Annotated in this window: 25 protein-coding genes; 23 read left to right on the plus strand and 2 right to left on the minus strand. The window is 68.6% G+C overall.

Annotation, left to right across the window (positions count from 1 at the left end):
* The 8 genes from secF (at position 1) to ggt (ending at position 5944) form a co-directional block, all read left to right on the plus strand.
* Positions 1–987 carry a protein translocase subunit SecF gene (secF, locus tag FHD68_RS02360; RefSeq protein ID WP_127898148.1) on the plus strand — a complete coding sequence of 329 codons (987 nt, stop codon included), beginning with the start codon at positions 1–3 and terminating at the stop codon, positions 985–987.
* The gene (locus tag FHD68_RS02365) at positions 987–1343 is read left to right on the plus strand and encodes an Mth938-like domain-containing protein (protein WP_127898149.1); all 357 of its coding nucleotides are present in this window, start codon (positions 987–989) and stop codon (positions 1341–1343) included. Before secF ends, FHD68_RS02365 begins: the two co-directional genes overlap by 1 nt.
* Positions 1340–1972 carry a heme ABC exporter ATP-binding protein CcmA gene (gene ccmA / locus FHD68_RS02370; RefSeq protein ID WP_045981128.1) on the plus strand — a complete coding sequence of 211 codons (633 nt, stop codon included), beginning with the start codon at positions 1340–1342 and terminating at the stop codon, positions 1970–1972. The genes FHD68_RS02365 and ccmA overlap by 4 nt, the downstream gene beginning before the upstream one ends.
* Positions 1969–2625 carry a heme exporter protein CcmB gene (gene ccmB, locus FHD68_RS02375; protein WP_127898150.1) on the plus strand — a complete coding sequence of 219 codons (657 nt, stop codon included), beginning with the start codon at positions 1969–1971 and terminating at the stop codon, positions 2623–2625. The genes ccmA and ccmB overlap by 4 nt, the downstream gene beginning before the upstream one ends.
* 43 nt (positions 2626–2668) lie before the next feature.
* Positions 2669–3394, plus strand: coding sequence for a heme ABC transporter permease (locus FHD68_RS02380; protein WP_127898151.1), 726 nt, complete (start codon positions 2669–2671; stop codon positions 3392–3394).
* Positions 3391–3534: a heme exporter protein CcmD gene (gene ccmD, locus FHD68_RS02385; RefSeq protein WP_045981131.1), complete on the plus strand. Its 144-nt coding sequence runs from the start codon at positions 3391–3393 to the stop codon at positions 3532–3534. The genes FHD68_RS02380 and ccmD overlap by 4 nt, the downstream gene beginning before the upstream one ends.
* Positions 3527–4069, plus strand: coding sequence for a DsbE family thiol:disulfide interchange protein (locus tag FHD68_RS02390; RefSeq protein ID WP_240542525.1), 543 nt, complete (start codon positions 3527–3529; stop codon positions 4067–4069). Before ccmD ends, FHD68_RS02390 begins: the two co-directional genes overlap by 8 nt.
* 69 nt (positions 4070–4138) lie before the next feature.
* Complete coding sequence (gene ggt / locus FHD68_RS02395) at positions 4139–5944, plus strand: gamma-glutamyltransferase (protein ID WP_127898152.1); 1806 nt, start codon at positions 4139–4141, stop codon at positions 5942–5944.
* 155 nt (positions 5945–6099) lie between these two features.
* Here ggt and acnA read toward each other — a convergent pair whose 3' ends face one another.
* Positions 6100–8880 carry an aconitate hydratase AcnA gene (gene acnA / locus FHD68_RS02400; protein WP_127898153.1) on the minus strand — a complete coding sequence of 927 codons (2781 nt, stop codon included), beginning with the start codon at positions 8878–8880 and terminating at the stop codon, positions 6100–6102.
* A gap of 234 nt (positions 8881–9114) precedes the next feature.
* Between acnA and FHD68_RS02405 the strand changes: the two genes are divergently transcribed.
* Genes FHD68_RS02405 through FHD68_RS02415 form a run of 3 tightly spaced genes read left to right on the plus strand, consistent with a single transcriptional unit; the run spans position 9115 to position 11669 of the window.
* Positions 9115–10092 (plus strand): DUF1223 domain-containing protein, encoded by a 978-nt coding sequence (locus FHD68_RS02405; protein WP_052714581.1) that lies wholly within the window; start codon positions 9115–9117, stop codon positions 10090–10092.
* Positions 10093–10137: 45 nt separating this feature from the next.
* On the plus strand, positions 10138–11037 hold the full coding sequence (locus FHD68_RS02410) for a DMT family transporter (RefSeq protein ID WP_139085110.1): 900 nt from the start codon (positions 10138–10140) through the stop codon (positions 11035–11037).
* Between the two features lie 26 nt (positions 11038–11063).
* Positions 11064–11669, plus strand: a complete 606-nt coding sequence (locus FHD68_RS02415; RefSeq protein WP_045981135.1) for an inner membrane-spanning protein YciB — start codon at positions 11064–11066, stop codon at positions 11667–11669.
* On the opposite strand, the gene FHD68_RS02420 is transcribed toward FHD68_RS02415, so the two are convergent.
* A complete protein-coding gene (locus FHD68_RS02420; protein WP_164871405.1) occupies positions 11666–12550 on the minus strand; it encodes an alpha/beta fold hydrolase in 885 nt (294 codons plus the stop codon). The genes FHD68_RS02415 and FHD68_RS02420 overlap by 4 nt on opposite strands.
* A 532-nt stretch (positions 12551–13082) precedes the next feature.
* Here FHD68_RS02420 and FHD68_RS02425 point away from each other — a divergent pair.
* The 12 genes from FHD68_RS02425 to ftsZ all read left to right on the plus strand — a co-directional run.
* Positions 13083–15482 (plus strand): Rne/Rng family ribonuclease, encoded by a 2400-nt coding sequence (locus FHD68_RS02425; RefSeq protein ID WP_127898156.1) that lies wholly within the window; start codon positions 13083–13085, stop codon positions 15480–15482.
* Between the two features lie 114 nt (positions 15483–15596).
* Positions 15597–16340: a cytochrome c biogenesis CcdA family protein gene (locus tag FHD68_RS02430; protein ID WP_045981138.1), complete on the plus strand. Its 744-nt coding sequence runs from the start codon at positions 15597–15599 to the stop codon at positions 16338–16340.
* A 197-nt stretch (positions 16341–16537) separates the two neighbouring features.
* Positions 16538–17701 carry a putative lipid II flippase FtsW gene (gene ftsW / locus FHD68_RS02435; RefSeq protein WP_045981139.1) on the plus strand — a complete coding sequence of 388 codons (1164 nt, stop codon included), beginning with the start codon at positions 16538–16540 and terminating at the stop codon, positions 17699–17701.
* Complete coding sequence (locus FHD68_RS02440) at positions 17701–18786, plus strand: UDP-N-acetylglucosamine--N-acetylmuramyl-(pentapeptide) pyrophosphoryl-undecaprenol N-acetylglucosamine transferase (protein WP_127898157.1); 1086 nt, start codon at positions 17701–17703, stop codon at positions 18784–18786. Before ftsW ends, FHD68_RS02440 begins: the two co-directional genes overlap by 1 nt.
* On the plus strand, positions 18783–20204 hold the full coding sequence (gene murC, locus FHD68_RS02445; protein ID WP_127898158.1) for a UDP-N-acetylmuramate--L-alanine ligase: 1422 nt from the start codon (positions 18783–18785) through the stop codon (positions 20202–20204). Before FHD68_RS02440 ends, murC begins: the two co-directional genes overlap by 4 nt.
* Positions 20201–20503 (plus strand): DUF2484 family protein, encoded by a 303-nt coding sequence (locus tag FHD68_RS02450; protein ID WP_240542526.1) that lies wholly within the window; start codon positions 20201–20203, stop codon positions 20501–20503. The genes murC and FHD68_RS02450 overlap by 4 nt, the downstream gene beginning before the upstream one ends.
* Complete coding sequence (locus FHD68_RS02455; protein WP_045981142.1) at positions 20500–20847, plus strand: hypothetical protein; 348 nt, start codon at positions 20500–20502, stop codon at positions 20845–20847. Before FHD68_RS02450 ends, FHD68_RS02455 begins: the two co-directional genes overlap by 4 nt.
* A 45-nt stretch (positions 20848–20892) precedes the next feature.
* Positions 20893–21828 carry a UDP-N-acetylmuramate dehydrogenase gene (gene murB, locus FHD68_RS02460; protein WP_127898160.1) on the plus strand — a complete coding sequence of 312 codons (936 nt, stop codon included), beginning with the start codon at positions 20893–20895 and terminating at the stop codon, positions 21826–21828.
* 147 nt (positions 21829–21975) lie between these two features.
* Positions 21976–22911 carry a D-alanine--D-alanine ligase gene (locus FHD68_RS02465; RefSeq protein ID WP_194885292.1) on the plus strand — a complete coding sequence of 312 codons (936 nt, stop codon included), beginning with the start codon at positions 21976–21978 and terminating at the stop codon, positions 22909–22911.
* A complete protein-coding gene (locus FHD68_RS02470) occupies positions 22899–23849 on the plus strand; it encodes a cell division protein FtsQ/DivIB (protein ID WP_045981145.1) in 951 nt (316 codons plus the stop codon). Before FHD68_RS02465 ends, FHD68_RS02470 begins: the two co-directional genes overlap by 13 nt.
* A gap of 3 nt (positions 23850–23852) precedes the next feature.
* Complete coding sequence (ftsA, locus tag FHD68_RS02475; RefSeq protein ID WP_045981146.1) at positions 23853–25187, plus strand: cell division protein FtsA; 1335 nt, start codon at positions 23853–23855, stop codon at positions 25185–25187.
* A gap of 221 nt (positions 25188–25408) precedes the next feature.
* Positions 25409–26490, plus strand: a 1082-nt coding sequence (gene ftsZ / locus FHD68_RS02480) for a cell division protein FtsZ (RefSeq protein ID WP_244297738.1), incomplete at its 3' end; no start/stop codon positions are given.

Consider the following 26490-nt stretch of genomic DNA (forward strand, 5'->3'; position numbering starts at 1 on the left):
ATGGCCTTCCGTCTGAAACTGGTCCCCGACGTCACCCGGATCGACTTCTTCCGCTGGCAATGGCTGACCGTCGGGGCGTCCGCCGTGGCGGTGGTCGTGTCGATCCTGGCCACGATCCTCATGGGGCTGAACTACGGCATCGACTTCCGGGGCGGCACGACGATCCGCACCGAAAGCACCACCGCCTTCGACATCGGCGACTATCGCCAAGCGCTGGACGGCATGGGGTTCAGCGACGTCTCGATCACCGAGGTGTTCGACCCGTCCTTCGGGGCCGACCGCCACGTCGCCATGGTCCGCATCGGCACCACGGACGAGGCGGGATCGGTCTCTCCCGAGCAGCTGGCCGAGGTCGAGGCCGCGTTGCAGCAGGTCGATCCGCAGGTGACCTTCGCCTCGGTCGAATCCGTCGGACCCAAGGTGTCGGCCGAACTGATCCGCACCGCCATCATGGCGGTGGCGGCGGCGACCGTGGGCATCCTTCTCTACATCTGGCTGCGGTTCGAATGGCAGTTCGCGGTCGGCGCGGTGGTGTCGCTTCTGCATGACATCATCCTGACCGTCGGCGTCTTCGCGCTGTTCCAGATGAAGTTCGACCTGACGACCATCGCGGCGCTGCTGACGACATTGGGCTTCTCGGTCAACGACACCGTCGTGGTCTTCGACCGGCTGAGGGAGAACCTGATCAAGTTCAAGACGATGAAGCTGATCGACGTCATGAACCTGACCGTGAACGAGACGCTGTCGCGGACCGTCATGACCGCGGTGACCACCGCCATCGCTCTGACCGCGATGCTGGTCCTGGGCGGCGACGTGGTGCGCGGGTTCGTCTTCGCGATGCTGTGGGGCGTGTTCGTGGGCACCTATTCCACGGTCTATGTCGCCAAAAGCGTCGTTCTGTGGCTGGGCGTGAAACGCGACTGGTCCAAGGATGGCGACGGTCCCAAGAAGAACGTGTCCCCCTTCGAGGGCGCCGAGGAGGTCTGATGCCCGCCCTGACGCCCACGGATTTCACCGGCCAGAACGCGGTCGACGGCTATGGACCCGGCTTCTTCCGCATTGCCGGAAAGGTCCAACAGGGTCCGCAGGTGGTCGAGGCCGATCGCGTGACGCCCTGGGGCGGGCTGGACGATCCCGGCCCGCTGCTGGCGCTGGCCGGGCACGTGGACGTGCTGTTCCTGGGCCTCGGGGCGCACGTCGGCTATGCCCCGCGCGACCTGGCGGCGCAGCTGGACGCGCTTGGCGTGCGGGTCGAGGCGATGGCCTCGGCCACCGCGGCACGCACCTACAACGTCACCCTGTCCGAAGGGCGGCGCGTCGCCTGCGCCCTGATCCCCGTGTGAGCCTGCTGGCCGTCCATGACCTTGCCGTCGCGCGCGGAGGTCTGCGGACGGTCGAGGGCGTCAGCTTTGCTCTGGACCCCGGTCAGGCGCTGATCCTGCGCGGCCCGAACGGGCTGGGCAAGACCACGCTGCTGCGCACGGTCGCGGGGCTGCAATCCCCCGTCGCAGGGCGGATCGACATGGCCGACGACGTCGTCGCCTATGCCGCCCATGCCGACGGGCTGAAACCGGCCCTGACGGCGCGCGAGAACCTGACATTCTGGGCGCGGGTCTTTGGCGGGCAGGGCGTCGATCGGGCCTTGGCCGCGATGGACCTGACCACGCTGGCCACGCGTCCCGCCGCGGCGCTGTCGGCGGGGCAGAAACGCAGACTGGGGCTGGCGCGACTGCTGGTCACAGGCCGTCCGCTGTGGGTGCTGGACGAGCCGACGGTGTCGCTGGATGCCGCCTCGGTCGCGCGCTTCGCGCAGGTGGTGGCCGACCATCTGGGGCAGGGCGGTGCGGCGCTGATCGCCACGCATATCGACCTGACCCTGCCGCAGGCGCGCGTCCTGGACCTGACCCCGTTCCGCGCCCGGCCCGGCGCGCCCGTCGCGCGGCCGTCCGGCTTCAACGAGGCGTTCGGATGATCGCGCTCTTGATCCGCGACCTGCGTCTGGCCACGCGGGCGGGCGGCGGATTCGGCCTGGGCGTCGCGTTCTTCCTGATCCTGTCGGCGCTGGTGCCCTTTGGTGTCGGTCCGGACCGCGCCACGCTGGCCCCCGTGGCGCCGGGCATCCTGTGGGTCGGGGCGCTGCTGGCATGCCTTCTGTCGCTGGATCGCATCTTTGCGCTGGATCACGAGGACGGCAGCCTGGACCTGCTGGCCACCGCCCCCCTGCCGCTGGAGGGGGCGGTCGCGATCAAGGCTCTGGCCCATTGGATCACCACCGGCCTGCCGCTGGTGCTGGCCGCCCCGATCTTCGGGCTGCTGCTGCACCTGCCGCTGCAGGCCGTGCCGGCGCTGGTGCTGTCGCTGGCCCTGGGCACGCCGGCGCTGTCGATGCTGGGGGCCTTCGGGGCGGCGATCACCGTCGGTCTGCGCCGGGGGGGGCTGCTTTTGTCGCTGTTGGTCCTGCCGCTGTATATCCCCACACTGATCTTCGGCGCCGAGATCACCCGCCGCGGGGTCGAGGGGCAGGCCATCGGCACGCCGCTGGTGTTCCTGGCGGGCATCACGCTGGCGGTGCTGGCGCTGATCCCGCTGGCGGCAGCGGCGGCGCTGCGCGTCAATCTGCGGTGAGACGCCCTTGAGGGCGCGGGGAAAACAGGGAATACACGGACACATGTCGATCTGGGAATACGCAAACCCCGCCAAGTTCATGCGCACCACCGAAGGGGCCTTGCCCTGGCTGGTCGGCAGCGCCGCGATCTGCTGCGTGGGCGGGGTGGTCTGGGGCTTCATGACGCCCGAGGATTTCCGCCAGGGATCGACGGTCAAGATTGTCTTCCTGCACGTGCCCGCCGCGATGATGGCCATCAACATCTGGGTGATGATGCTGGTCGCGTCGCTGATCTGGATCATCCGCCGCCACCATGTCAGCGCGCTGGCCGCCCGGGCCGCGGCCCCCATCGGGGCGGTGATGACACTGATCGCGCTGGCGACCGGGGCCATCTGGGGTCAACCGATGTGGGGGACGTGGTGGGAATGGGACCCGCGCCTGACCTCGTTCCTGATCCTGTTCCTGTTCTACATCGGCTATATCGCGCTCTGGGCATCGGTCGAGGATCCCGACAGCGCCGCCGACCTGACGGGCGTACTGTGCCTGGTGGGGTCGGTCTTTGCCCTGCTGTCACGCTATGCGGTGCTGTTCTGGAACCAAGGCCTGCACCAGGGCGCCAGCCTGTCCGTCGCCCCGGGAGAGCGGATGTCGGCCGTCTATCGCCACCCGCTGTACCTGTCGATGCTGGGGTTCTTCCTGCTGACGCTGGCGCTGATCCTGATCCGCACCCGAACCGAAATCCGCAAGCGCCGCCTGGCCGCGCTGCAAGCCAGGGAGATGCGCGCATGATCGATCTTGGACGGTATGCCGGCACCGTGCTGGCCGCCTATGGGGTCAGCATCGTGCTGATCGCGGGGCTGGTCTGGCACACCGTCGCGGCCAATGCCCGCGCCCGCCGCGCCCTGCAGGAGTTCGAGCGCAATGGCTAGGATCGCGCCGCTGATGCTGCTGCCCCCGCTGGCCTTCGCGGCGCTGGCCGCGACCTTCCTGTGGGGCATGAACCGCGATGATCCTGGCAGCGTACCGTCGGCCATGATCGGGCGTCAGGCGCCGCCCGTGCCGGCCACGACGCTGCCCGGCAAGACCCAGCTGACCGACGCGATGCTGCGCGAGCCGGGGGTCAAGCTGGTGAACTTCTGGGCCAGCTGGTGCCCGCCCTGCCGGATCGAACATCCGACCCTGATGGCGCTGTCCGCACAGCTGCCCGTCTATGGCGTCGATCTGCGCGATGTCGAGGCCAACGCGCTGCAGTTCCTGTCTGCCGACGGCGACCCCTTCGCGGCGCTGGCGACCGATCCGCGCGGACGGGCAGCCATCGACTGGGGCGTGACCGCGCCGCCGGAAACCTTCATCGTCGATGGCGACGGGACGGTTCTGTACCGGTTCGCCGGCCCGCTGGTCGATGCCGATTACCAGACGCGATTCCTGCCGGAACTGGAACGCGCATTGGCCGACCAGGACTAGGCCGCTTGCACCCAGTCCCCTTGCGCGACATGCTGACCCAAAGGCACGCACAAATAAGGGAGACGGCAGATGACACGGACAGGTCTGGCACTGGCGCTGCTGATGGGCAGCACCACCTGGGGCATGGCCCAGCAGGCGACCGATGCGATCGCGCCCGAGGCCGCGTCGGGCACGCAGGTCGCGACCGAAGGCTTTGGTGATCTGACGCAGGCCGCCCGCGACGGGCTGGCCGCCAAGGCCGAGGGTCGCCCGGTTACCGCCCCCGACTGGATGATCAGCGCCGCCCACCCGCTGGCCGTGCAGGCCGGCGCCCGCGTGTTGGAACAGGGCGGCAGCGCGGCCGACGCGATGGTCGCGGTCCAGGTCGTGCTGGGCCTGGTGGAACCGCAAAGCTCCGGCTTGGGCGGCGGGGCGTTTCTTGTCTGGTACGACGCCGCCACGGGCGAGGTGACCACGCTGGACGGCCGAGAGACCGCACCGATGGCCGTGACCCCCACGCTGTTCCAGGATGACGAGGGTCAGCCGCTGGACTTCATGGAGGCGGTGGTGGGCGGTCGGTCCGTCGGTACCCCCGGCACGCCGCGCCTGTTGGAGACCGCGCACCGCAAATGGGGTCGCGCCAACTGGGCCGGGCTGTTCCAGGACGGCATCGATCTGGCCCAGAACGGGTTCACGGTGTCGCCGCGGCTGGCCTCGCTGGTCGCGTCCGAAGGCGATGCCCTGGCCCGCTATCCGGCGACGACGGACTATTTCTTTCCGGGCGGTCAACCCGTCGCGCAGGGGGCGACGCTGACCAACCCCGCCTATGCCGACACGCTGCGGGCGCTGGCCCGCGACGGTGCGGATGCCTTCTATGACGGTCCCATCGCGGACCAGATCGTCGCGGCGGTCCGCGGGGCCGAGGATAATCCCGGCCTTTTGACGCGGTCAGACCTGTCGGCCTATCGCGTCGTGGAGCGTCCGGCGGTCTGCGTCGAGTATCGCGATCACGACGTCTGCGGCATGGGGCCGCCGTCCTCCGGGGGGCTGACGGTGGGGCAGATCCTGGGGATGCTGGGCGGCTATGACCTGGCTTCGCTTGGCGCCGAAAGCCCCGAGGCGTGGCGCCTGCTCGGCGACGCCTCGCGACTGGCCTTCGCCGATCGGGGCCGCTTCATGGCGGATGCCGATCATGTGGCTATGCCGACCCAAGGGTTGATCGACCCGGCCTATCTGGACGAACGCGCCGCCCTGCTGCAGGGCGACGACAGCCTGCCCGAGGTCAGCGCCGGCCAGCCTAGGTGGAGCCATGCCGCCCTGTGGGGCCAGGACAGCGCGCTGGAACTGCCCTCGACCACCCATATCTCGATCGTGGATGGCGACGGGAATGCGCTGTCGATGACCACCACCATCGAGAACGGTTTCGGATCGCGGGTGATGGCGGCGGGGTTCCTGCTGAACAACGAGCTGACCGATTTCAGCTTCGAGACGCATGATGCGGACGGCTGGCCCATCGCCAATGCCATCGCGCCGGGCAAGCGGCCGCGGTCGTCGATGGCGCCGACCATCGTGCTGAAGGACGACGCCCCGGTGATGGTGATCGGATCGCCGGGCGGCAGCCGCATCATCGGCTATGTCGCGCGGGCGATCGTGGCGCATCTGGACTGGGGTCTGGACATCCAGGCCGCCGTGGCCGGGCCGAACCTGGTGAACCGTTTCGGCCCGATGGACGTCGAGGCGGGGCTGCCCGCGGCCTTGACCGACGGGTTGACCGCGATGGGGTTCGAGCTGAACGAGACCGAGCTGACGTCGGGCCTGCAGGGGATCGTGATCACCCCCGACGGGTTGCAGGGCGGCGCCGACCCGCGCCGCGAGGGTGTCGCCATCGGCGGCTGATCCGCGCCGGGCGGGGGGCTGTCCGCGCGTCGGTCCTCGCGGGGCTTCCGGCAGCAAAGATGCCCGCCCCGCCGTGGTCGGCGCCCATCTTGGCCTTGGTCATGAAAAAACCCCCGGCGCGGTGCCGGGGGTTTCCTTTTCGCAGCGCGGGCCGATCAGGCGGCGGCGAGGTTGCGCAGCACATAGTGCAGCACGCCACCGTTCTTCAGATAGTCGATCTCGACCTCGGTATCGACGCGGGCCTTCAGCTGGATCGTCTTCTCGGCGCCGTCGGCGTACTTGATCGTGCAGGGTACCATCGACAGCGGCTTGAAGTCGCCGGCCAGCCCCTCGATCGTCACGACCTCGTCGCCGGTCAGGTTCAGCGAATGGCGGGTGTCGCCATTGGTGAACTCGAACGGGATGACGCCCATGCCGACCAGGTTCGACCGGTGGATCCGCTCGAAGGATTCCGCGACCACGGCCTTGACGCCCAGCAGGTTGGTGCCCTTGGCCGCCCAGTCACGCGACGAACCTGCGCCGTATTCCTTGCCGCCGAAGATCACCAACGGGGTGTCCTGTTCGACATAGGACATCGCGGCGTCATAGATTGCAGCCTGGTTGCCCGACGCGTCCTTGGAGTAGCCGCCCTCGACCCCGTCCAGCATCTCGTTGCGGATGCGGATGTTGGCGAAGGTGCCGCGCATCATGATCTCGTGGTTGCCGCGGCGCGAGCCGTAGCTGTTGAAATCGCGCGGCGAGACCTGGCGCTCCGTCAGGTACTTGCCTGCCGGGGTGGTGGGCTTGAACGAACCTGCGGGGCTGATGTGGTCGGTCGTGATCATGTCGCCCAGCAGCGCCAGGACGCGGGCGCCCTTGACGTCGCTGATCGTGCCCGCATCCTTGGACATGCCCTGGAAATAGGGCGGGTTCTGGATGTAGGTCGACGAGGCCGGCCAGTCATAGGTCTCGCTGTCGGTGATCTCGACGCCCTGCCAGCGCTCGTCGCCCTTGAAGACGTCGGCGTATTTCGCCTGGAACATCTCGCGGGTGACGATGGTGTCGACCAGGTCCGCGACCTCCTTGGAGGTGGGCCAGATGTCCTTCAGATAGACCGGCTTGCCCTCGGGCGTGTGCGCCAGCGGGTCCTTGGTCACGTCGATGTTCATGTCGCCCGCGATGGCATAGGCCACGACCAGCGGGGGGCTGGCCAGATAGTTCGCACGGACGTCCGGGCTGATGCGCCCTTCGAAGTTGCGGTTGCCCGACAGGACCGACACGGCGACCAGGTCGTTGTCGTTCACGGCCTTCGAGATCTCGGGCTGCAGCGGGCCCGAGTTGCCGATGCAAGTGGTGCAGCCGAAGCCCACCAGGTTGAAGCCCAGGGCGTCCAGGTCTTCCTGCAGGTTCGCAGCCTTGAGGTATTCCTCGACCACCTGCGAGCCGGGTGCCAGCGAGGTCTTGACCCAGGGCTTGCGGGTCAGGCCCAGGGCGCGCGCCTTGCGGGCGACCAGGCCCGCGGCCATCAGCACATAGGGGTTCGACGTGTTGGTGCAGGAGGTGATCGACGCGATCACGACCGAACCGTCACGCAGGGTATAGTCCTCGCCCTCGACGGCACCGCTGTTCAGCTGGCCGTGGCTGCCGCCGGGGATTTCCTCGGGCGCGGGATCGGGGGATCCGGCTTCCTCGGTCATCTCCGCCTTCTCCTCGGCCGGGACGGACGGTGCCGGGCGGATGCCGCGGATGTATTCACCGAAGGCGGTCGCGGCCTCGGTCAGGGGGACGTGGTCCTGCGGGCGCTTGGGCCCCGAGATCGCCGGGACGACCGTGCTCTGGTCCAGCTCCAGCGTCGAGGAGTAGACGGGCGCATAGTCCGCCGTGCGCCAGAAGCCGTTCTCCTTGGCATAGGCCTCGACCAGGGCGATGCGGTCCTCCTCGCGACCGGTCTGGCGCAGATAGCGCAGCGTCTCGTCGTCGATCGGGAAGAAGCCGCAGGTGGCGCCGTATTCGGGGGCCATGTTGGCGATGGTCGCACGGTCGGCCAGCGGCATGTGGTCCAGCCCCTCGCCGTAGAACTCGACGAACTTGCCGACGACGCCGTGGGCGCGCAGCATCTGGGTGACCTTCAGCACCAGGTCGGTGGCGGTGACGCCCTCGCGCAGCGCGCCGGTGACCTTGAAGCCCACGACCTCGGGGATCAGCATAGAGATCGGCTGGCCCAGCATCGCGGCCTCGGCCTCGATCCCGCCCACGCCCCAGCCCAGGACGGCCAGGCCGTTGACCATGGTGGTGTGGCTGTCGGTGCCGACCAGCGTGTCGGGATAGGCGACGGTCTTGCCGTTCTGGTCCGTGTCGGTCCAGACGGTCTGGGCCAGATATTCCAAGTTCACCTGGTGGCAGATGCCGGTGCCGGGCGGGACCACGCGGAAGTTGTTGAACGCCTTCTGGCCCCATTTCAGGAACGTGTAACGCTCCATGTTGCGCTCGTATTCCAGTTCGACGTTGCGCTGGAAGGCGCGGGGGGTGCCGAATTCGTCGATCATGACCGAGTGGTCGATGACCAGGTCGACCGGGTTCAGCGGGTTGATCTGTTGCGGGTCGCCGCCAAGCGCCTTGATGCCGTCGCGCATCGCGGCCAGGTCGACCACCGCCGGAACGCCGGTGAAGTCCTGCATCAGCACGCGGGCCGGGCGATAGGCGATCTCGCGGCTGGACTTGCCGCCGTCGGCGGCCCATTGCGCGAATGCCTTGACGTCGTCGACGGACACGGTGCGGCCGTCATCCTCGAAGCGCAGCATGTTCTCCAGCACGACCTTCAGCGCGGCCGGCAGTTTCGAAAAGTCGCCAAGCCCCGCCTCGGTGGCGGCGGCGATCGAGTAATAGTCGACGCTCTGCGCGCCCGCGCTCAGCGTGCGGCGCGTCTTGGCGGTGTCGGTTCCGGTCTGGATGGGCATCAAGGCCTCCCTGTCTGCAAGAATGGATGGGTCCGGCGTGTGCCTTGCTTTGCCCCATCGGGGGGCATCGCGCAAGGGTTGCGTCACGAATTGTATGCGATTGCATACCATCTTTCGCGCTGTTGCTCAAGAGGCACGCATCGGTCCGTCGCACGCGCTGACGAAGCCTTGATTTGGTGTTTCACCGCGCCACCCGTTAACACGCTGGATGTGAAACATGACGGGAAACATCTTATGGCCCTGTGGCCCCGATCTGCGTTGCGGCCCTGCCGCGGGATGGGCGGGGTCATGATGCTGGTGGCGATGCTGGCCGCGGCGCCGGCGCTGGCGCAGGATGGCGGCCATGCCGACATCACGCAGCGCAGCGCGCCAAGCCCCGCGCCCAGCCAGATGAACCGCCCGGAGGCGCCGCTGATCCTGGCGCCCGACGATCCGGGCCGGCAGAGCCCCTCGACGATGTCGCTGACGGAATCGGGCGGTGTGAACGGTTTCGTCCCGGCCGAGGCCGCGCCGCCGGTGACGGCGGACCTGCCCTCGGCCAACCTGCCGGTCGTGGTCGAGCTGTTCACCTCTCAGGGCTGTTCGTCCTGTCCCCCGGCCGATGCGATGCTGACCATGCTGGCGGGACAGCACGACGTGCTGCCGCTGTCCTTCCATGTCGACTACTGGGACTATCTGGGCTGGGCCGACAGCTTTGCCCGGCCCGAATTCACCGAACGCCAAAGCGCCTATGCCCATGCGGTGGGCGAACGGTCCGTCTATACGCCGCAGATGATCGTGGACGGACAGGACACCGCGGTCGCGCCGGGGCCCGCGCAGCTGATGGGCCTGATCGACGCCCACCGCTTTGCCCCCGCCGAGGTCACCATCCAGCGAGAGCGCACCGACGCCGGAGAGACGATCGAGCTGCAGCCCCTGTCCGATCTGGGCGGCAAGGTCGACGTGCTGCTGGTGCGCTATGCCCCCGAACGCCCCGTCGACATGACCGCCGGAGAGAACCGCGGCAAGACCGTCATCTATACCAATGTGGTTCTGGGGATGCAGCATCTGACGCGGTGGGACGGGCTGCAGCCATTGCGCCTGACGGTGCGCGCGGACCTGGTCGGCGATGCATCCTTTCCCGACGACACGCGCCATGCCCTGCTGGTCCAGCAGATGATGGGCAAGCGTGCCCTGCCGGGACCGATCGTGGCGGCGATCCGGCTGGACTGACCCGTCGCGTCTTGCACATCCTGCAAATCGGGGCCATCAGGCGGCATGGGCGATTTCATCATCCAGATCGCCGGGACCGAACAGGGGGCGCGGCTTGCGTCGATCCTGGCGATCACGGCGGCCTTCCTGCACGCGGTTTTCGGCGCGCTGCAAAAGGGGCGGCACGATCCCTGGATCAGCCGCGCCGCGATCGACCTGTCCTATCTGGTGCTGGCCCTGCCGGTGGCGCTGTTCCTGGTGCCGTGGCCCGATCCGCACCTGTGGCCGGTGCTGGCGGGCGCGATGGGCATCCATATCGCCTACAAGATCGCGCAGGCCAAGTCCTATCAGCGGGGGGCCTTCACGGTGGTCTATCCCGTGGTGCGCGGTTCCGCGCCGCTGGTCGTCGTGCTGGTCGCGATGATCGTCTTCGACGAACGCTTCAACGCGGTGCAGTGGGTGGGGCTGGGCCTGCTGGTCGGCGGCATCTTCGGGCTGGCGCTGAATAGCCTGCGCAAGCTGAAGGTCGGTCGCGACACGCTGGTCCCGGCGCTTGCCTGGGCGCTGATCACCGGCGTGACGGTCGCGGCTTATACGACCTATGACGCCTGGGGCATCCGGCTGGCGGCGAACCCGTTCACGTTTCTGGCATGGTTCTTCGTGCTGGACGGCCTGTTCATGCCGCTGCTGAGCTGGCGCCGGCTGGCCGCCCTGCCGCGGGCCGAGGTCGCGCCCCTGGCTGCGCGCGGCATGATCGGCGCCGTGGTGGCATTCGCCAGCTTCGGGTCGGTGATGCTGGCCACGCGCATCGACGACGTGGGTCGCGCCGCCGTGCTGAGAGAGACCTCGACCGTGTTCGCCGCCCTTGTGGGCTGGGTCATCCTGGGCGAAAAGGTGGGGCCGCGGCGCGTCGCGCTGATGGCGCTGATCGCGCTTGGCGCGGTCATCGTGGAATTCGCCGCCTGACGGGCGGCCACAGGAAGGCAGTCGGGATGGAAAACACGAAACCCTGGGTCAAGCCGGCGCTGGAGTTCGGCCCCCTGATCCTGTTCTTTGCGGTGTTCATGCTGTATCGCAACGACACCGTGACCATCGCGGGGGAAAGCTATGGCGGGTTCATCCTGGCTACGCTGGCCTTCATTCCCGCGCTGATGCTGACGACCGCGATCCAGTGGCGCATCACCGGCAAGCTGGCACCGATGCAGGTGGCCACGCTGGTGTTGGTCATCGTCTTTGGCGGGCTGTCGGTCTGGCTGAACGATCCGCGCTTCTTTAAGCTGAAGCCCACGATCATCTATCTGCTGTTCGCGGCCATCCTGGGCGTCGGCCTGATGCTGCGCCGCAACTGGCTGGGCGCCGTCCTGTCCGAGGCGTTGCCGATGGACGCGGAAGGCTGGCGCAAGCTGACGCTGCGCATGGCGCTGTTCTTCGTGGCGCTGGCCATCGCGAACGAACTGGTCTGGCGCAACCTGTCGGACAGCACCTGGGTCTGGTTCAAGACCTTCGGCCTGCCGGTGCTGCTGTTCGCGTTCCTGCTGGGCAATGCGAAACTGTATCGCGATCACGCCTTGCCCGCCAAGGACGACGCCCAGCCCTAGGCCCGCATTCCGCCCAGGGACACCGGCCCCGCCCGCAGCCGCGACCAGCGCGGCTGTGGCCGCAGCGGCAGGTGATGGCGCAGCAGCCCAAGGGGCAAGGCCCATGGATGGCACAGCGCCGCACGGTAGAAGGCGAACAATCCCTGGCGCCGATAGGGCGTCCAGTGCGACATCAGCCGGGCTCCGCGGGCGGTGGGAAAGCCCAAGGTCTCAAGCGCCTCGAGGGTGGCGGCATCGTCGATCTGCAGGTCGACCCAGTTGGCGCGGGCCTGCGCCAGTCCTGCGCCAAGCGCCCGCCTGCGCCCGCGCGACAGCAGCTGCTCCAACGCGAAATCGAACAGGTCGTTCTCGCGGGCGGTGACGTTCAGCACCTCGGCCATGCGGCCCGCCGGACTGTCCAGCGCCGATTGGGCGGCGTCCTGGAATTCGGCGGCGTTCAGGAGGACGATCCGGCCGATGCTGCCGGGCGCGGCATGGGCCAGCGCCTGCAGCGCCACGCGGCCGCCAAGCGAATGCCCGATCAGCCCGACGGGCCGCCCTGCAAGCGTCGCCAGATCGTCGATCATCGCGCCCAGGTCCGCCCCGGCCTCGGCGGCGCGGTCATAGGCATGGCGCAGTCTGCCCCGCGCCTCCCACCCGCAGGCCAGGGCCAGGCCTTCGGACGGATCGCCCTGAAAGCCCAGCTGCTGCGGCCACGAGATGCCGCCGGGACCGGCCTGGGGCGACAGGATGTGGCGGTGCGGGTCATGCGCCGGATGGGCCGGGGAATAACGATAGCCGTGCAGCATCACCAGGACCGGCGCCCCCGCGGGCAGGCGGCGCGCGGCGTCCCGCAGGGCAGGGGGCACAGGCTGGTCGGCATCCATCCGCATCACGGGCATCGCGGCCTCCGTTCCCGGTCGATCCCGGACTAGGGACAGGCTGCGACGGGCGCGTGAAAAAACTGTTAATGCTGCGTGACGTTGCGCGGCTGCCGCAAATTCGCCCATGCCGGGCCCGGATCGTTTTCGGCATTGAATTTTGATGGGTTCCACCGCTATGTTGGCCCCATGCGCAGGGCTGCCCGCAACCGGGGGTTGCCACGCGCCGAAAGTTTCGCAGCGCGGCACCTCTGATCCCGATACCGGGCAGCCATGTGTCCCGCGGAAAACCAAGCCTCCGTCGCGCCACCGCATTGCGGGGCGGCGCAGGAGGTCAGATGAACAGCGGCCCCGCCTTGCGGCATCGGGCCATCCTAGGGAACAGACGCGATGACGCGCGCTTTGGACGGCAGACTTCGGGACGGGCGGGCAGGATGCCCCGTCCGACCGGACGTCTTCGACGGTGACGCGCCCGTGTCCTCATCACACCGCAGACCGAACCGGGGGACGCCGATGGCGCCGCCCGGTCTTCGGCTGCGCGAAAGACATAACAATGGCAATGAAAATGCTGATCGACGCCACCCATGCCGAGGAAACTCGGGTGGTCGTGGTCGATGGAACCAAAGTCGAGGAATTTGACTTCGAGACGGCCAACCGGCGCCAGATCGCCGGGAACATCTACCTGGCCAAGATCACGCGGGTCGAGCCCTCGCTGCAGGCGGCCTTCGTGGATTACGGCGGGAACCGCCACGGCTTCCTGGCCTTCGCGGAAATCCATCCGGACTATTACCAGATCCCCGCGGCCGACCGCGAGGCGCTGAAGGCCGAGGAACGCGCCGATGCCGAGGCCCAGGAGGCCGAGGAGGAGCGTGGCCGTTCGCGCCGCAAGCCCCGCGCCGAGGCGGTCGATGCCTCGGACGAGACGACGACCGACGACGCGGGCCAGGATGCGACCGACAAGGACGACGAGATCGAATCGGTCGCCGACGAGGACGTGACCGAGGAGGTCCGCGCACCCCGAAAGCCGCGTGCGCGCCGCTACAAGATCCAAGAGGTCGTCAAGGTCCGCCAGATCATGCTGGTGCAGGTCGTTAAGGAGGAGCGTGGCAACAAGGGTGCCGCGCTGACTACCTATCTGTCGCTGCCCGGCCGCTACTGCGTCCTGATGCCCAACACCGCGCGTGGAGGCGGCATCAGCCGCAAGATCACCAATGCCGCGGATCGCAAGAAACTCAAGGACATCGCGGGCGAACTTGATGTGCCCAAGGGCGCCGGCCTGATCATCCGCACCGCGGGCAGCGAGCGCACCCGGATGGAGATCCGCCGCGACTACGAATACCTGCTGCGCCTGTGGGAGCAGATCCGCGACCTGACCTTCAAGTCGATCGCACCGGCCGCCATCTATGAGGAAGGCGATCTGATCAAGCGCAACATTCGCGATCTGTATTCCAAGGACATCGACGAGGTGCTGGTGGAGGGCGAGCGCGGCTATCAGCAGGCGCGCGACTTCATGCAGATGATCATGCCGACGCATGCCGACAGCGTGAAGCATTACCAGGACCAGATGCCGCTGTTCGCGCGCTTCCAGGTCGAAAGCTATCTGGCGGGCATGTTCAACCCGGTCGTGCAGCTGAAGTCGGGCGGCTACATCGTCATCGGCATCACAGAGGCGCTGGTCGCCATCGACGTGAACTCGGGACGGGCCACCAAGGAGGGCTCGATCGAGGAGACCGCGCTCAAGACCAACCTTGAGGCCGCAGACGAGGTCGCCCGCCAGCTGCGCCTGCGCGACCTGGCCGGGCTGATCGTCATCGACTTCATCGACATGGACGAGCGTCGCAACAACGCCGCCGTGGAGAAGCGTATCAAGGACAAGCTGAAATCCGATCGCGCCCGCATCCAGATCGGCCGCATCTCGGGGTTCGGCCTGATGGAGATGTCGCGCCAGCGCCTGCGCCCCGGCATGCTGGAATCGACCACGCAGCCCTGTGCGCATTGCCACGGCACCGGCCTGATCCGCAGCGATGACAGCCTGGCGCTGACCATCCTGCGCGCGATCGAGGACGAGGGCACCCGCAAGCGTTCGCGCGAGGTTCTGGTCAAGGCGCCCGTCGCCGTCGCCAACTTCCTGATGAACGCCAAGCGCGAGCATGTCGCGGGCATCGAGGCGCGTTACGGCCTGTCCGTGCGCGTCGAGGCTGACCCGGCACTGGTGTCCCCGGACTTCGCGATCGAGAAGTTCAAGACCGCGACCCGCGTGCTGCCCGAGCCCAGCCACGTTCCCCTGGGCGTCAATGCCGAGCTGATGGCCAGCATCGACGAGGAGGAGGACCTGGACGTCGCCGAGCCGCAGGAGGAGCCGGTTGCCGAGGCCGTCGAGGCGTCCGAACCCGCCGCCGAGCCGCGCGCCGAGCGTCCTGCCGATGCGGACGCGGATGGCGAGGGTCGGTCGCGTCGCCGCCGTCGTCGTCGTCGCCGGAAATCCGGCGAGCGTCCCGAGGGCGAGGATCTGCGCGCCGATGACGATCAGGACGACGAGGGCGAGGACCAGTCCGACGAGGACGTGGCAGCCCCCGCCGCCGCCGCCGAACCGGTTGCCGCTGCTGCCGATGATCAGCCCGAGGCCGATGCGCCCCAGGCCGAGGAGGAGGCTCCTGCCGGTCGCACCCGGACGCGTTCGCGCGGCCGGTCGCGGTCCAGAAAGCCGGTCGATGCGCAGCCCCTGGCCGAGGTCGTGGATCTGCAGGACAGCCAGGATGCCCGCGCCGATGCGCTGCCCGGCCTGAACGCCGCCCCCGTCGCCGCCGAAGCGGTAGCCGAGGCGCTGGTCGAGACTGCCGCGGCCCCGGTCGATGCGGCATCCGCGGAGCCCGAACCGCGGGCCGAGGCCCAGCCCGAACCCGTCGCCGAGGCCGCGCCCTCCAAGCGGCGCGGATGGTGGTCGGGCCGGTAAGGTTCGCTGAACCAGGGGCGCGGTGGCAACACCGCGCCCCTTTTGCCATCCGGCCCACGCATCCGTGACGCCATGGCCCCTGTCCTTTGCATCCCCACCCGCTAAGGTGTCGCGATGTTGGGAATCGAACTCGCCACCGCCGCCTTCCTGCCTGCCGCCTTCGTGGCGTTGCTGGCGGGTGTCCTGTCCTTCCTGTCGCCCTGCGTGCTGCCGATCGTGCCGCCCTATCTGGCCTACATGACCGGGGTGGGGGTGAACGGGCTGAAGACCCGCGAACGCAGCGCCGTCGTGCCCGCGCTGTTCTTCGTGCTGGGCCTGTCGACGGTCTTTCTTGTGATGGGCTTTGCCGCGTCGGCCTTCGGACGCGCCTTTCTGCAGTACCAAGACATCCTGGCCCGCGTCGCCGGTGTCATGGTGGTGGTGATGGGCCTGCATTTCCTGCACGTCATCCGCATCCCCCTTCTGGACCACGAGGCCCGGCTGCAATCGGGCCAGCAGGGCGGCGGCGCGTTGGGCGCCTATGTGCTGGGGCTGGCCTTCGCCTTTGGCTGGACGCCCTGCATCGGCCCGCAACTGGGCATGATCCTGTCGCTTGCGGCCACCGGGGGCGAACTGTCCCGCGGAACCGCACTGCTGGCGGTCTATGCCCTTGGGCTGGGGATCCCGTTCCTGCTGGCCGCAATCTTCATCAACCGGGCCATCGGCCTGATGAACCGCGTCAAGCCGTACCTCAAGACCATCGAACGCGTCATGGGCGCGCTTCTGGTCGTCGTGGGTGTCATGCTGCTGACCGGTGCCTTCTCTGCCTTCAGCTTCTGGCTGCTGGAGACGTTCCCCGCCCTGGCCACCCTGGGCTGAACCGCACAGCCGACACGGGGCCGGGCGGCAGCGCGCCGGAGGCCGCTTGCGGGCTCCGGCCCCGTTGCGCGATCACGTTGCGGCGCGCGCCCCGCCCCGCGGACAATCTGTGGTAGCGCGCCTGCGACAATCGCGCTATCCTTGTGCCCAGATCCGGGCAAACCGGACAGGACAGAGGCAGTGACGGCGGTATTCCCATGACCGAGATGGTCTTCGGCACGACGCCCGTTCGGGCGGGCGACCCGATTCTTCCACGCTGGTGGCGAACCCTGGACAAATGGTCGTTGACCTGCGTCCTTGGCCTGTTCGCCATCGGTCTTCTGCTGGGGCTGGCCGCATCGGTGCCCCTGGCAGAAAAGAACAACCTGCCGCGGTTCTACTATGTCCAGCGACAGATGGTGTTCGGGGGAATGGGCCTGTTCGTGATGCTGGTCATCTCGATGCTGACCCCCCGCCAGATCCGCCGCATCGGCGTTCTGGGTTTTGCCGTGTCCTTCATGCTGATCCTGGCCCTGCCGATCATCGGCACGGACTTCGGAAAGGGCGCGACGCGGTGGCTGTCGCTCGGCTTCGTGTCGGTGCAGCCGTCGGAATTCCTCAAGCCGGGCTTCGTGGCGCTTTGCGCGTGGTTCATGGCCTCGGCGCAGGAACCGGGCGGCCCTCCGGGGCGGATCTATTCCTTCGGCGCCGCGATGACGATCGTCATCCTGCTGGCCCTGCAGCCCGACTTCGGCCAGGCCTCGCTGGTGCTGTTCTCGTGGCTGGTGATGTATTTCGTCGCCGGGTCGCCGGTCATCCTGATCGTCTGCGTCGCGGGACTGGCCGGGATGGGCGGTCTGTTCGCCTATAACGCGTCCGAACACTTTGCCCGCCGGATCAACAGCTTCCTGTCATCGGAAATCGACGCGAACACCCAGATCTACTTTGCCACGAACGCCATCCAGGAAGGCCGCTTCTTCGGCGTCGGCGTGGGCGAGGGGACGGTGAAATGGTCGCTCCCCGATGCGCATACCGACTTCATCATCGCCGTCGCGGCCGAGGAATACGGCTTCATCATGGTCCTGGCGATCATCCTCCTCTACATGACCATCGTCATGCGCTCGCTGCTGCGGCTGGTGCGGGAACGCGATCCTTTCGCCCGCATCGCCGGCACGGGCCTGGCCTGCGCCTTCGGCGTGCAGGCGCTGATCAACATGGGCGTCGCGGTGCGCCTGCTGCCCGCCAAGGGCATGACGCTGCCCTTCGTCAGCTATGGCGGCTCGTCCATGATCGCGTCCGGCATTGCGCTTGGCATGTTGCTGGCGCTGACCCGCACCCGTCCGCAGGGCGAGTTCGCCGAAATCCTGCGCCGGTCCCGCTGATGGCCGCCCCCCTTGCCCTGATCGCCGCCGGAGGCACCGGCGGCCACATGTTTCCGGCCCAGGCCCTGGCAGAGCTGCTGCTGGCGCAGGGCTGGCGCGTCAAGCTGTCTACAGATGACCGCGGTGCGCGCTATGCCGGCGGCTTCCCCGACGCGGTCGAGCGCCAGGTCGTGAAATCCGCGACCACCGCGCGCGGCGGGCTGTCGGGCAAGCTGGCGGCACCGTTCAAGATCGCAGCCGGGGTGCTGGCCGCCCGCCGGGCCTTCCGGCGCGACCGCCCGTCGGTCGTGATCGGGTTCGGCGGCTATCCGACCATCCCGGCGCTGTCGGCGGCGCATCTGATGGGCCTGCCGCGGATGATCCACGAACAGAACGGCGTCATGGGTCGGGTGAACCGGATGTTCGCGGCGCGCGTGCACCGCGTGGCCTGCGGCACCTGGCCCACGATCCTGCCGCAGGGCATTTCGGGCCAGCACGTTGGCAACCCGGTCCGCGGCGCGGTCCTGGACCGGGCCGCCAGCCCCTATGTCGCGCCGGGCGAGGGGGCGCTGAACCTGCTCGTCATCGGCGGCAGCCAGGGGGCGCGCGTCCTGTCGCAGGTCGTGCCCGCCGCCATCGCCGGCCTGCCTGCGGACCTGCGCGCCCGTCTGCAGGTCAGCCACCAGGCCCGTCCCGAGGATGCCGATCAGGTCACGGCTGCCTATGCCGCAGCCGGCATCGCGGCCGAGGTTCAGCCCTTCTTCACCGACGTGCCGGACCGCATCGCGGCCGCGCATCTGGTGATCAGCCGGTCGGGCGCATCGTCGCTGGCCGACATCACCGTGATCGGCCGCCCGGCGATCTTGATCCCCTTTGCCGCCGCCACCGGCGATCACCAGACCGCGAATGCGCAGGCGCTGGCCGATGCGGGCGCGGCGCATGTCCATCCCGAATCCGTGCTTGACGCGGACAGCCTCACGCGCGACATCCGCGCGATCCTGACGGACCCCGCCCAGGCCACGGCCATGGCGCAGGCGGCCCTGACCCTGGCGCGCCCCGATGCGGCGCGCCGCCTGTACGACCTCGTCGAGGAGATCACGCGATGAACGCAGCGACAAAACTGCCCGGAGAGCTGGGCCCCATCCATTTCGTGGGCATCGGCGGCATCGGCATGTCGGGCATCGCCGAGGTGCTGCTGACCCTGGGCTATCGCGTCCAGGGCAGCGATTCCAAGAAATCCAAGATCACCGACCGGCTGGAGACCCTGGGCGCCACCGTCTTCGAGGGCCAGCGCGCCGAGAACGTCGCGGGCGCAGGCGTCATCGTCATCTCGACCGCGATCAAGAAGGGCAACCCCGAGCTGGAGGAGGCGCGCCTGCGCGGCCTGCCCATCGTGCGCCGGGCCGAGATGCTGGCCGAACTGATGCGGCTGAAATCGAACATCGCCATCGCCGGCACGCATGGCAAGACGACGACCACCACGATGGTCGCGACCCTGCTGGATGCGGGCGGGCTGGACCCCACGGTCATCAACGGCGGCGTCATCCACGCCTATGGCTCGAACGCGCGGGCCGGTGCGGGCGAGTGGATGGTGGTCGAGGCCGACGAATCCGACGGCAGCTTCAACCGCCTGCCCGCCGACATCGCGATCGTCACGAACATCGACCCCGAACACATGGAGCATTGGGGCAACTTCGATGCGCTGCGCCAGGCCTTCACCAACTTCGCGTCCTCGGTGCCGTTCTACGGCTTGGCCGTCTGCTGCACCGACCATCCCGAGGTGCAGGCGCTGGTGGGTCGGTTGACCGATCGCCGTGTGGTGACCTTCGGCTTCAACGCGCAGGCCGACGTGCGGGCGATGAACCTGACCTATGACAAGGGCATCGCGCATTTCGACATCGCGCTGCAGGGCGAGGCGACCGACGGTCCGATCCCGATGATCGAGGGCTGCACCCTGCCCATGCCGGGCGATCACAACGTCTCGAACTGCCTGGCGGCCGTGGCCGTCGCACGCCACCTGGGCATCAAGAAATCCGAGATCCGCACCGCGCTGGCGAAATTCGGCGGGGTCGGTCGCCGCTTTACCCGCATCGGAGAGATCAACGGCGTGACCATCATCGACGATTACGGCCACCACCCGGTGGAGATCGCCGCCGTCCTCAAGGCCGCGCGCCAGGCCAGCACCGGCCGCGTGATCGCGGTCCACCAGCCGCACCGCTATTCGCGCCTGTCGAACCTGTTCGAGGATTTCTGCACCTGCTTCAACGAGGCCGACGTGGTCGCCATCGCCGACGTCTACTCCGCCGGAGAGGAGCCCATTCCCGGCGCTTCGCGCGATGACCTGGTGGCGGGGCTGATCGCCCACGGCCACCGCCACGCCCGCGCCATCCTGTCCGAGGACGACCTGGAGCGACTGGTCCGCGAACAGGCGCGGCCCGGTGACATGGTGGTCTGCCTGGGGGCGGGCACGATCTCGACCTGGGCCAACGGGCTGCCCGCGCGGTTGCAGGGCCAGGCCGCGTGACGGCCACGCCCGATCTTGCGATCCTGCCGCTGCTGGCGCTGGCGGGGGCGGCGGTCTGGCTGATGCTGGCCTGCCTGACCCCGCGCCTGAACCGCCGCTGGCAGCGACGCGCCAGCTGGGTCCTGGTGCTGGCAGGCGTCCCGGTTCTGGGCTGGCTGACGCTGGAATGGGGACCGGGCCTGGGCGTTCTGGGCTTTGGACTGGGTCTGCTGATGCTGCTGGGCCGTCCGACCGCGCGGCGCCGCGCGGCGCGGCTGCCCACGCCCGCGCCCATGAACACCGCCGAAGGACAGCGATGAATCCCTGGATCATCGCGGGCCTGTGCCTGTCGGGCGCGGGCGTCATCGCCTGGGGCAGCGCGCGGCTGCAGCTGCGCTGGCCGCTGCTGGTCCTGGCGGCACTGCTGGCGGCGATCGCGCTGCAGCTGTTTCGGGCGGCGCAGGGGCAGGGGGGCTTTCACGATCTGGCGGCCGTCGTCGCGCAAAGCTTTACCGTCCTGCCCGCACTGCTGGGCATGGTGACCGGGCTGGCACTGGCGCGGATCCGCGGCCACCGCCTGGCGTGGCGCAGCCCCCAGATCGTCCTGACGCTGGCGTCGATGCTGGTCGCGGGTCTGGCCGCCGCGGCGACGCTGGTCCTCTAGTCCCGCGGTTGACGGGCGGGGCGCCGCTGGCTACCACCCAAGGCCATGAGCATCGACCTTCCCACCCCCCGCGGCAGCCTGATCCCCGACAGAACCCTTGACGGCCTGACCTGGCTGCGCGTCGGCGGCCCCGCCGACTGGCTGCTCCAGCCCGCGGACGAGGATGACCTGGCTGATTTCCTTGCCGCGCTGGACCCCGGTGTCCCGGTCTTTCCGATGGGCGTGGGCAGCAATCTGATCGTGCGCGACGGCGGCATCCGCGGCGTGGTCATCCGCCTTGGCCGCGCCTTCAACAGCGTCGAGATCGACGGCGACACCGTCACCGCGGGTGCCGCGGCGCTGGACGCACAGGTCGCGCGGCGGGCGGCGGAGGCGGGGCTGGACCTGACCTTCCTGCGCACGATCCCGGGCAGCATCGGCGGCGCGGTGCGGATGAACGCGGGCTGCTATGGCAGCTATGTGGCCGACCACCTGATCGACGCGCAGGCCGTCACGCGGCAGGGCGCACGCGTCACGCTGACGCCCGCCGATCTGCGTTTCGGCTATCGCGAGACGCATCTGCCGGCCGATTGGGTGATCACCAGTGCCCGGCTGCGTGCCGCGCCGGGCGACCCCGACCGGCTGCACGCCAAGATGGCCGATCAGCTGGCACGGCGCGACGAAAGCCAGCCCACCCGCGAACGCAGCGCCGGTTCGACATTTCGCAACCCGGCGGGGTTCAGCTCGACCGGGCAGGCGGATGACGTGCACGACCTGAAGGCATGGTCGCTGATCGACCGGGCGGGGCTGCGCGGACACAGCTGGGGCGGCGCGCAGATGTCGGAAAAGCATCCGAATTTCCTTTTGAACACTGGCGGCGCGACCGCAGCCGAGCTGGAGGCCCTGGGCGAACTGGTCCGACGCCGCGTGCTGGAGGAGAGCGGCCACGACCTGCAATGGGAGGTCATCCGCATCGGCGACCCCGGTCCCGACACGGACTGACGCCCGCTGCGCAACATTCTGCGCAGACAGCCGAAATTGAGCTTTTGCGGTTCGCGCTTTGCTTGTAACCTGATGCGACATGACGCCTCCGTTCAAGGGGGCGCGGACCAGATCAAGCCCGGATCAACCGGGCACGAAAGGCGAAAAGTGGCGGGCAGGTCGAGCAGGACAGCCCACTCGGTCGCTGTTCTGATGGGCGGACCCTCGGCTGAACGCCAGGTGTCGTTGTCGTCGGGACGCGAATGCGCAGATGCGCTGCGGGTGGCGGGATATCAGGTAACCGAGATCGATCTTGGCGCCGCGCGCGGGGACGAGATCGTCCGGCGTCTGGCCGATGCCGCACCCGACGTCGTCTTCAACGCCCTGCATGGCCGGTGGGGAGAAGACGGATGCGTCCAGGGCCTCCTGGACTGGCTGGACCTTCCCTATACCCATTCGGGTGTGCTGGCCTCGGCGCTGGCGATGGACAAGACGCGCGCCAAGCAGGCGTTCCGCGCCGCCGGCCTGCCCGTGGTCGAGAGCGTCATCGCCGACGCCGCCGAGGTGCGCCTGCGCCACGTCATTCCGCCCCCCTATGTGGTCAAGCCCAATGACGAGGGATCGTCCGTCGGCGTCTATATCGTCCATGACGGCGCCAACCAGCCGCCCGCGCTGTCCGCCGACATGCCCGAGCGCGTGATGGTCGAGACCTATGCCCCCGGGCGGGAGCTGACGACCACGGTCATGGGCGACCGCGCGCTGGACGTGACCGAGATCCTGACCAGCGGCTGGTACGATTACGCCGCGAAATACACCGTCGGCGGGTCGCGCCACGTGATCCCCGCGGACATTCCCGACGACATCCGCGCCGCCTGCCTGGAGATGGCCGTGCGCGCGCACAAGGCGCTTGGCTGCACCGGCCTGACGCGCACCGATTTCCGGTGGGACGAGACGCGCGGCGTGGACGGGCTGATCATCCTGGAGCTGAACACCCAGCCCGGCATGACGCCGACCAGTCTGGCCCCCGAACAGGCGGCCCATGCCGGCATCGACTTTCCCGCGCTGATGCGCTGGATGGTGGAGGACGCGCTGTGCCGGTCGTGATCGATCACCGTCCCGGAAAGCAGATCACCCCGCCCGCCGCGCGGCAGCGCCGCGACCCCGCGCCGTCGCGCCTGAAGTACCGCCTGGAACGGATGTGGCTGACGCCGCTGTACCGCCGGGTGCTGCGCGTGGGCCTTCCGGCCTTTGCCATCGCGATGATCGGGGGGCTGTGGCTGGCCGACGAGGACCGTCGCGCCGCGCTTAACGACACCGTCGCCAGCGTGGTGACCAAGGTCCAGAGCCGCGACGAATTCCAGGTCCGCATCATGACGATCGAGGGGGCGACCCCGGTGGTGGACCGCGCCCTTCGCGCGATGCTGCCGGTGGATCTGCCGGCCTCCAGCTTCGACATCGATCTGGCGGCGCTGCGCCTGCAGGTGCTGCAGCTGGACGCGGTCGAATCCATCGACCTGCGCATCAAGCCGGGCGGCATCCTGTCGGCGGTGGTCAAGGAACGCGAACCCGCGATCCTGTGGCGCCACGCGCGCGGCATCGACATGCTGGACGCCGGCGGTCATCGCGTGGCCAGCCTGACCTCGCGCGAGGTGCGCGCCGACCTGCCGCTGATCACCGGAGAGGGGGCGGACCTGGCCACGACCGAGGCGCTGGCCCTGTTCGACGCCGCGGGTCCGATCCTGCCCCGCGTGCGCGGCCTGGTGCGGCGCGGCGAACGGCGGTGGGACCTGGTGCTGGATCACGGCCAGCGCATCCTGCTGCCCGAGACCGGTGCGGTGATCGCGCTGGAGGCCGCGATCGCGATGGACCGGGCCGAGGACATGCTGGGCCGCGACATCACCATCGTCGATCTGCGCGACCCGACGCGGCCCGTCCTGCGGTTGGGGATCGATGCGCGCAACACGATACGCACCGCACGCGGCCTGCCGCTGCTGGGACCCGATGGCAGCGTGCTGCCCGATGACAAGAAGACGGAGGGCTGAGGAATGGTGGACCTGTATCAGACGCAACGCGCGATGCGTAACATCCGCCGGGCGGCCCTGCAGCGGGGCGTGATCGGCATCCTGGACATCGGCACGTCCAAGATCGCCTGCCTTGTCCTGCGCATCGACGGCAACGGCACCTTCCGGGAAACCGACGGCGTGGGCCCGATGGCGGGGCAGGTCAATTTCCGCGTGATCGGCGCGGCATCGACCCGGTCGCGCGGGATGCGCCGCGGCGAGATCGAAACCATGGCCGAGACCGAGCGTGCGATCCGCACGGTCGTCGCCGCCGCGCAGAAGGTCGCGGGCGTGCGCGTCGATCATGTCATCGCCTGCCTGTCGGGCGGCCGGCCGGCCTCGTATGGCTTGGCCGGAGAGATCGTGCTGGAATCCGGCAAGGTCGGCGAACATGACGTGGCATCCGTGCTGGCCGCCTGCGACGCCCCCGATTTCGGCCGCGGCCGCGAGGTGCTGCACGCGCAGCCGGTGAATTTCGCGGTCGACAACCGCAGCAACCTGGCCGACCCGCGCGACCATCTGGGCAACAAGCTGTTCTGCGACATGCATGTGCTGACCGTGGACGGCGATTCCATCGGCAACCTGGTCCAGTGCATCCGGCGCTGCGACCTTGAACTGGCGGGGATCGCCTCGGCGCCCTATGCCTCGGCCCGCGCGTCGCTGGTGGAGGATGAGCAGGAGCTGGGCGCGGCCTGTGTCGATTTCGGCGGTGGCGGCACCGGCGTGTCGATCTTCGTCAAGAAGCACATGATCTTTTCCGATCACGTGCCCATCGGGGGCAACCTGATCACCCAGGACATCGCCCAGGGTCTGCGTGTCAGCCTGCCCGTGGCAGAGCGCCTGAAGACGCTGAACGGGGGCGTCGAGGCGACGGGCCGCGACGACCGCGACATGATCGAGGTCGGCGGAGAAACCGGGGACTGGGAGGCGGACCGCCGCCAGGTCAGCCGCGCCGACGTGATCGGCGTGATGCGCCCCCGCGTCGAGGAGATGCTGGAGCATGTCCGCGAGGTGCTGGACGCGGCCGGGTTCGACTGGATGCCCAGCCAGCAGATCGTGCTGACCGGGGGCGGCAGCCAGATCCCCGGCCTGGACGGGCTGGCGACGCGCATCCTGGGTCCGAACGTGCGCTGCGGGCGGCCGCTGCGCATCGACGGTCTGGCCCATCAGCTGACCGATCCCAGCTTTTCCAGCGCCGTGGGCCTGGCGCTGTTCGCCGCACATCCGCAGGATGAATGGTGGGATTTCGAGATGCCGGCCGACCGCTATCCCGCGCGCAGCCTGCGTCGCGCCTATCGCTGGTTCAAGAACAACTGGTGATTGCACCACCTTGGTTCTGGGGGGTGGCAAGGGTTTTCCCACCACATTCGGAAGACATGGCAAGATGCCGCCTATTTCAAGGGTAGCCCCTCCAGATTTTGCGAAACGCCCGGCTTTTTCGGGTGACGGAACTGGTGCCAATTGTTACGGTAACCATTAAGAAACGGGATTCGAGCGGTACACCCGCCTCCCCAATGCAGCAGCGGTAACAGGCGGACACCATGAACCTCAATCTGATGATGAATGACGAAGAAGAGCTGAAGCCGCGCATCACCGTCTTCGGTGTCGGTGGCGCAGGTGGCAACGCCGTCAACAACATGATTCAGAAGCAGCTCGACGGGGTCGAGTTCGTGGTCGCCAACACCGACGCGCAGGCGCTGCAGCAGTCGCGTGCGACCTCGCGCATCCAGATCGGGCCCAAGGTCACCGAGGGTCTGGGCGCGGGCGCCAAGCCCACGATCGGCGCCAAGGCCGCCGAGGAGACGATCGAGGATATCGTCGATCACCTGATGGGCGCGCATATGTGCTTCATCACCGCGGGCATGGGCGGCGGCACCGGCACCGGTGCGGCGCCGATCATCGCGCAGGCCGCGCGCGAGATGGGCATCCTGACCGTCGGCGTCGTGACCAAGCCCTTCCAGTTCGAGGGCACCAAGCGGATGCGCCAGGCCGAGGAGGGCGTCGAGGCCCTGCAGAAGGTCGTGGACACGCTGATCATCATTCCGAACCAGAACCTGTTCCGGTTGGCCAACGAAAAGACCACCTTCACCGACGCCTTCGCGCTGGCCGACGACGTGCTGTACCAGGGCGTCAAGGGCGTGACCGACCTGATGGTCAAGCCGGGCCTGATCAACTTGGACTTTGCCGACGTGCGGTCGGTGATGGACGAGATGGGCAAGGCCATGATGGGCACCGGCGAGGCCTCGGGCGAGAACCGCGCCCAGGAAGCCGCCGAGCGTGCCATCGCCAACCCGCTGCTGGACGAGATCAGCCTGAACGGCGCGCGCGGCGTGCTGATCAACATCACCGGCGGCTATGACATGACCCTGTTCGAACTGGACGAGGCGGCCAACGTCATCCGCGACAAGGTGGACGCCGATGCCAACATCATCGTCGGTTCGACCCTGGACCCCGACATGGACGGCACGATCCGCGTTTCGGTCGTGGCGACCGGCATCGACGCCGCCGTCGCGGTGGCCGAGGTTCCCTCGCCCCGCCGCGGCATGGCTGCGCCGCTGACCCAGAACCCGCAGGTCGGTGCCGCCGCCGAGGAGCAGCCGGCGATCCCGGCGCGCCGCGTGGC

The organism is Paracoccus marcusii, assembly GCF_006151785.1.
GTDB lineage: Bacteria > Pseudomonadota > Alphaproteobacteria > Rhodobacterales > Rhodobacteraceae > Paracoccus > Paracoccus marcusii.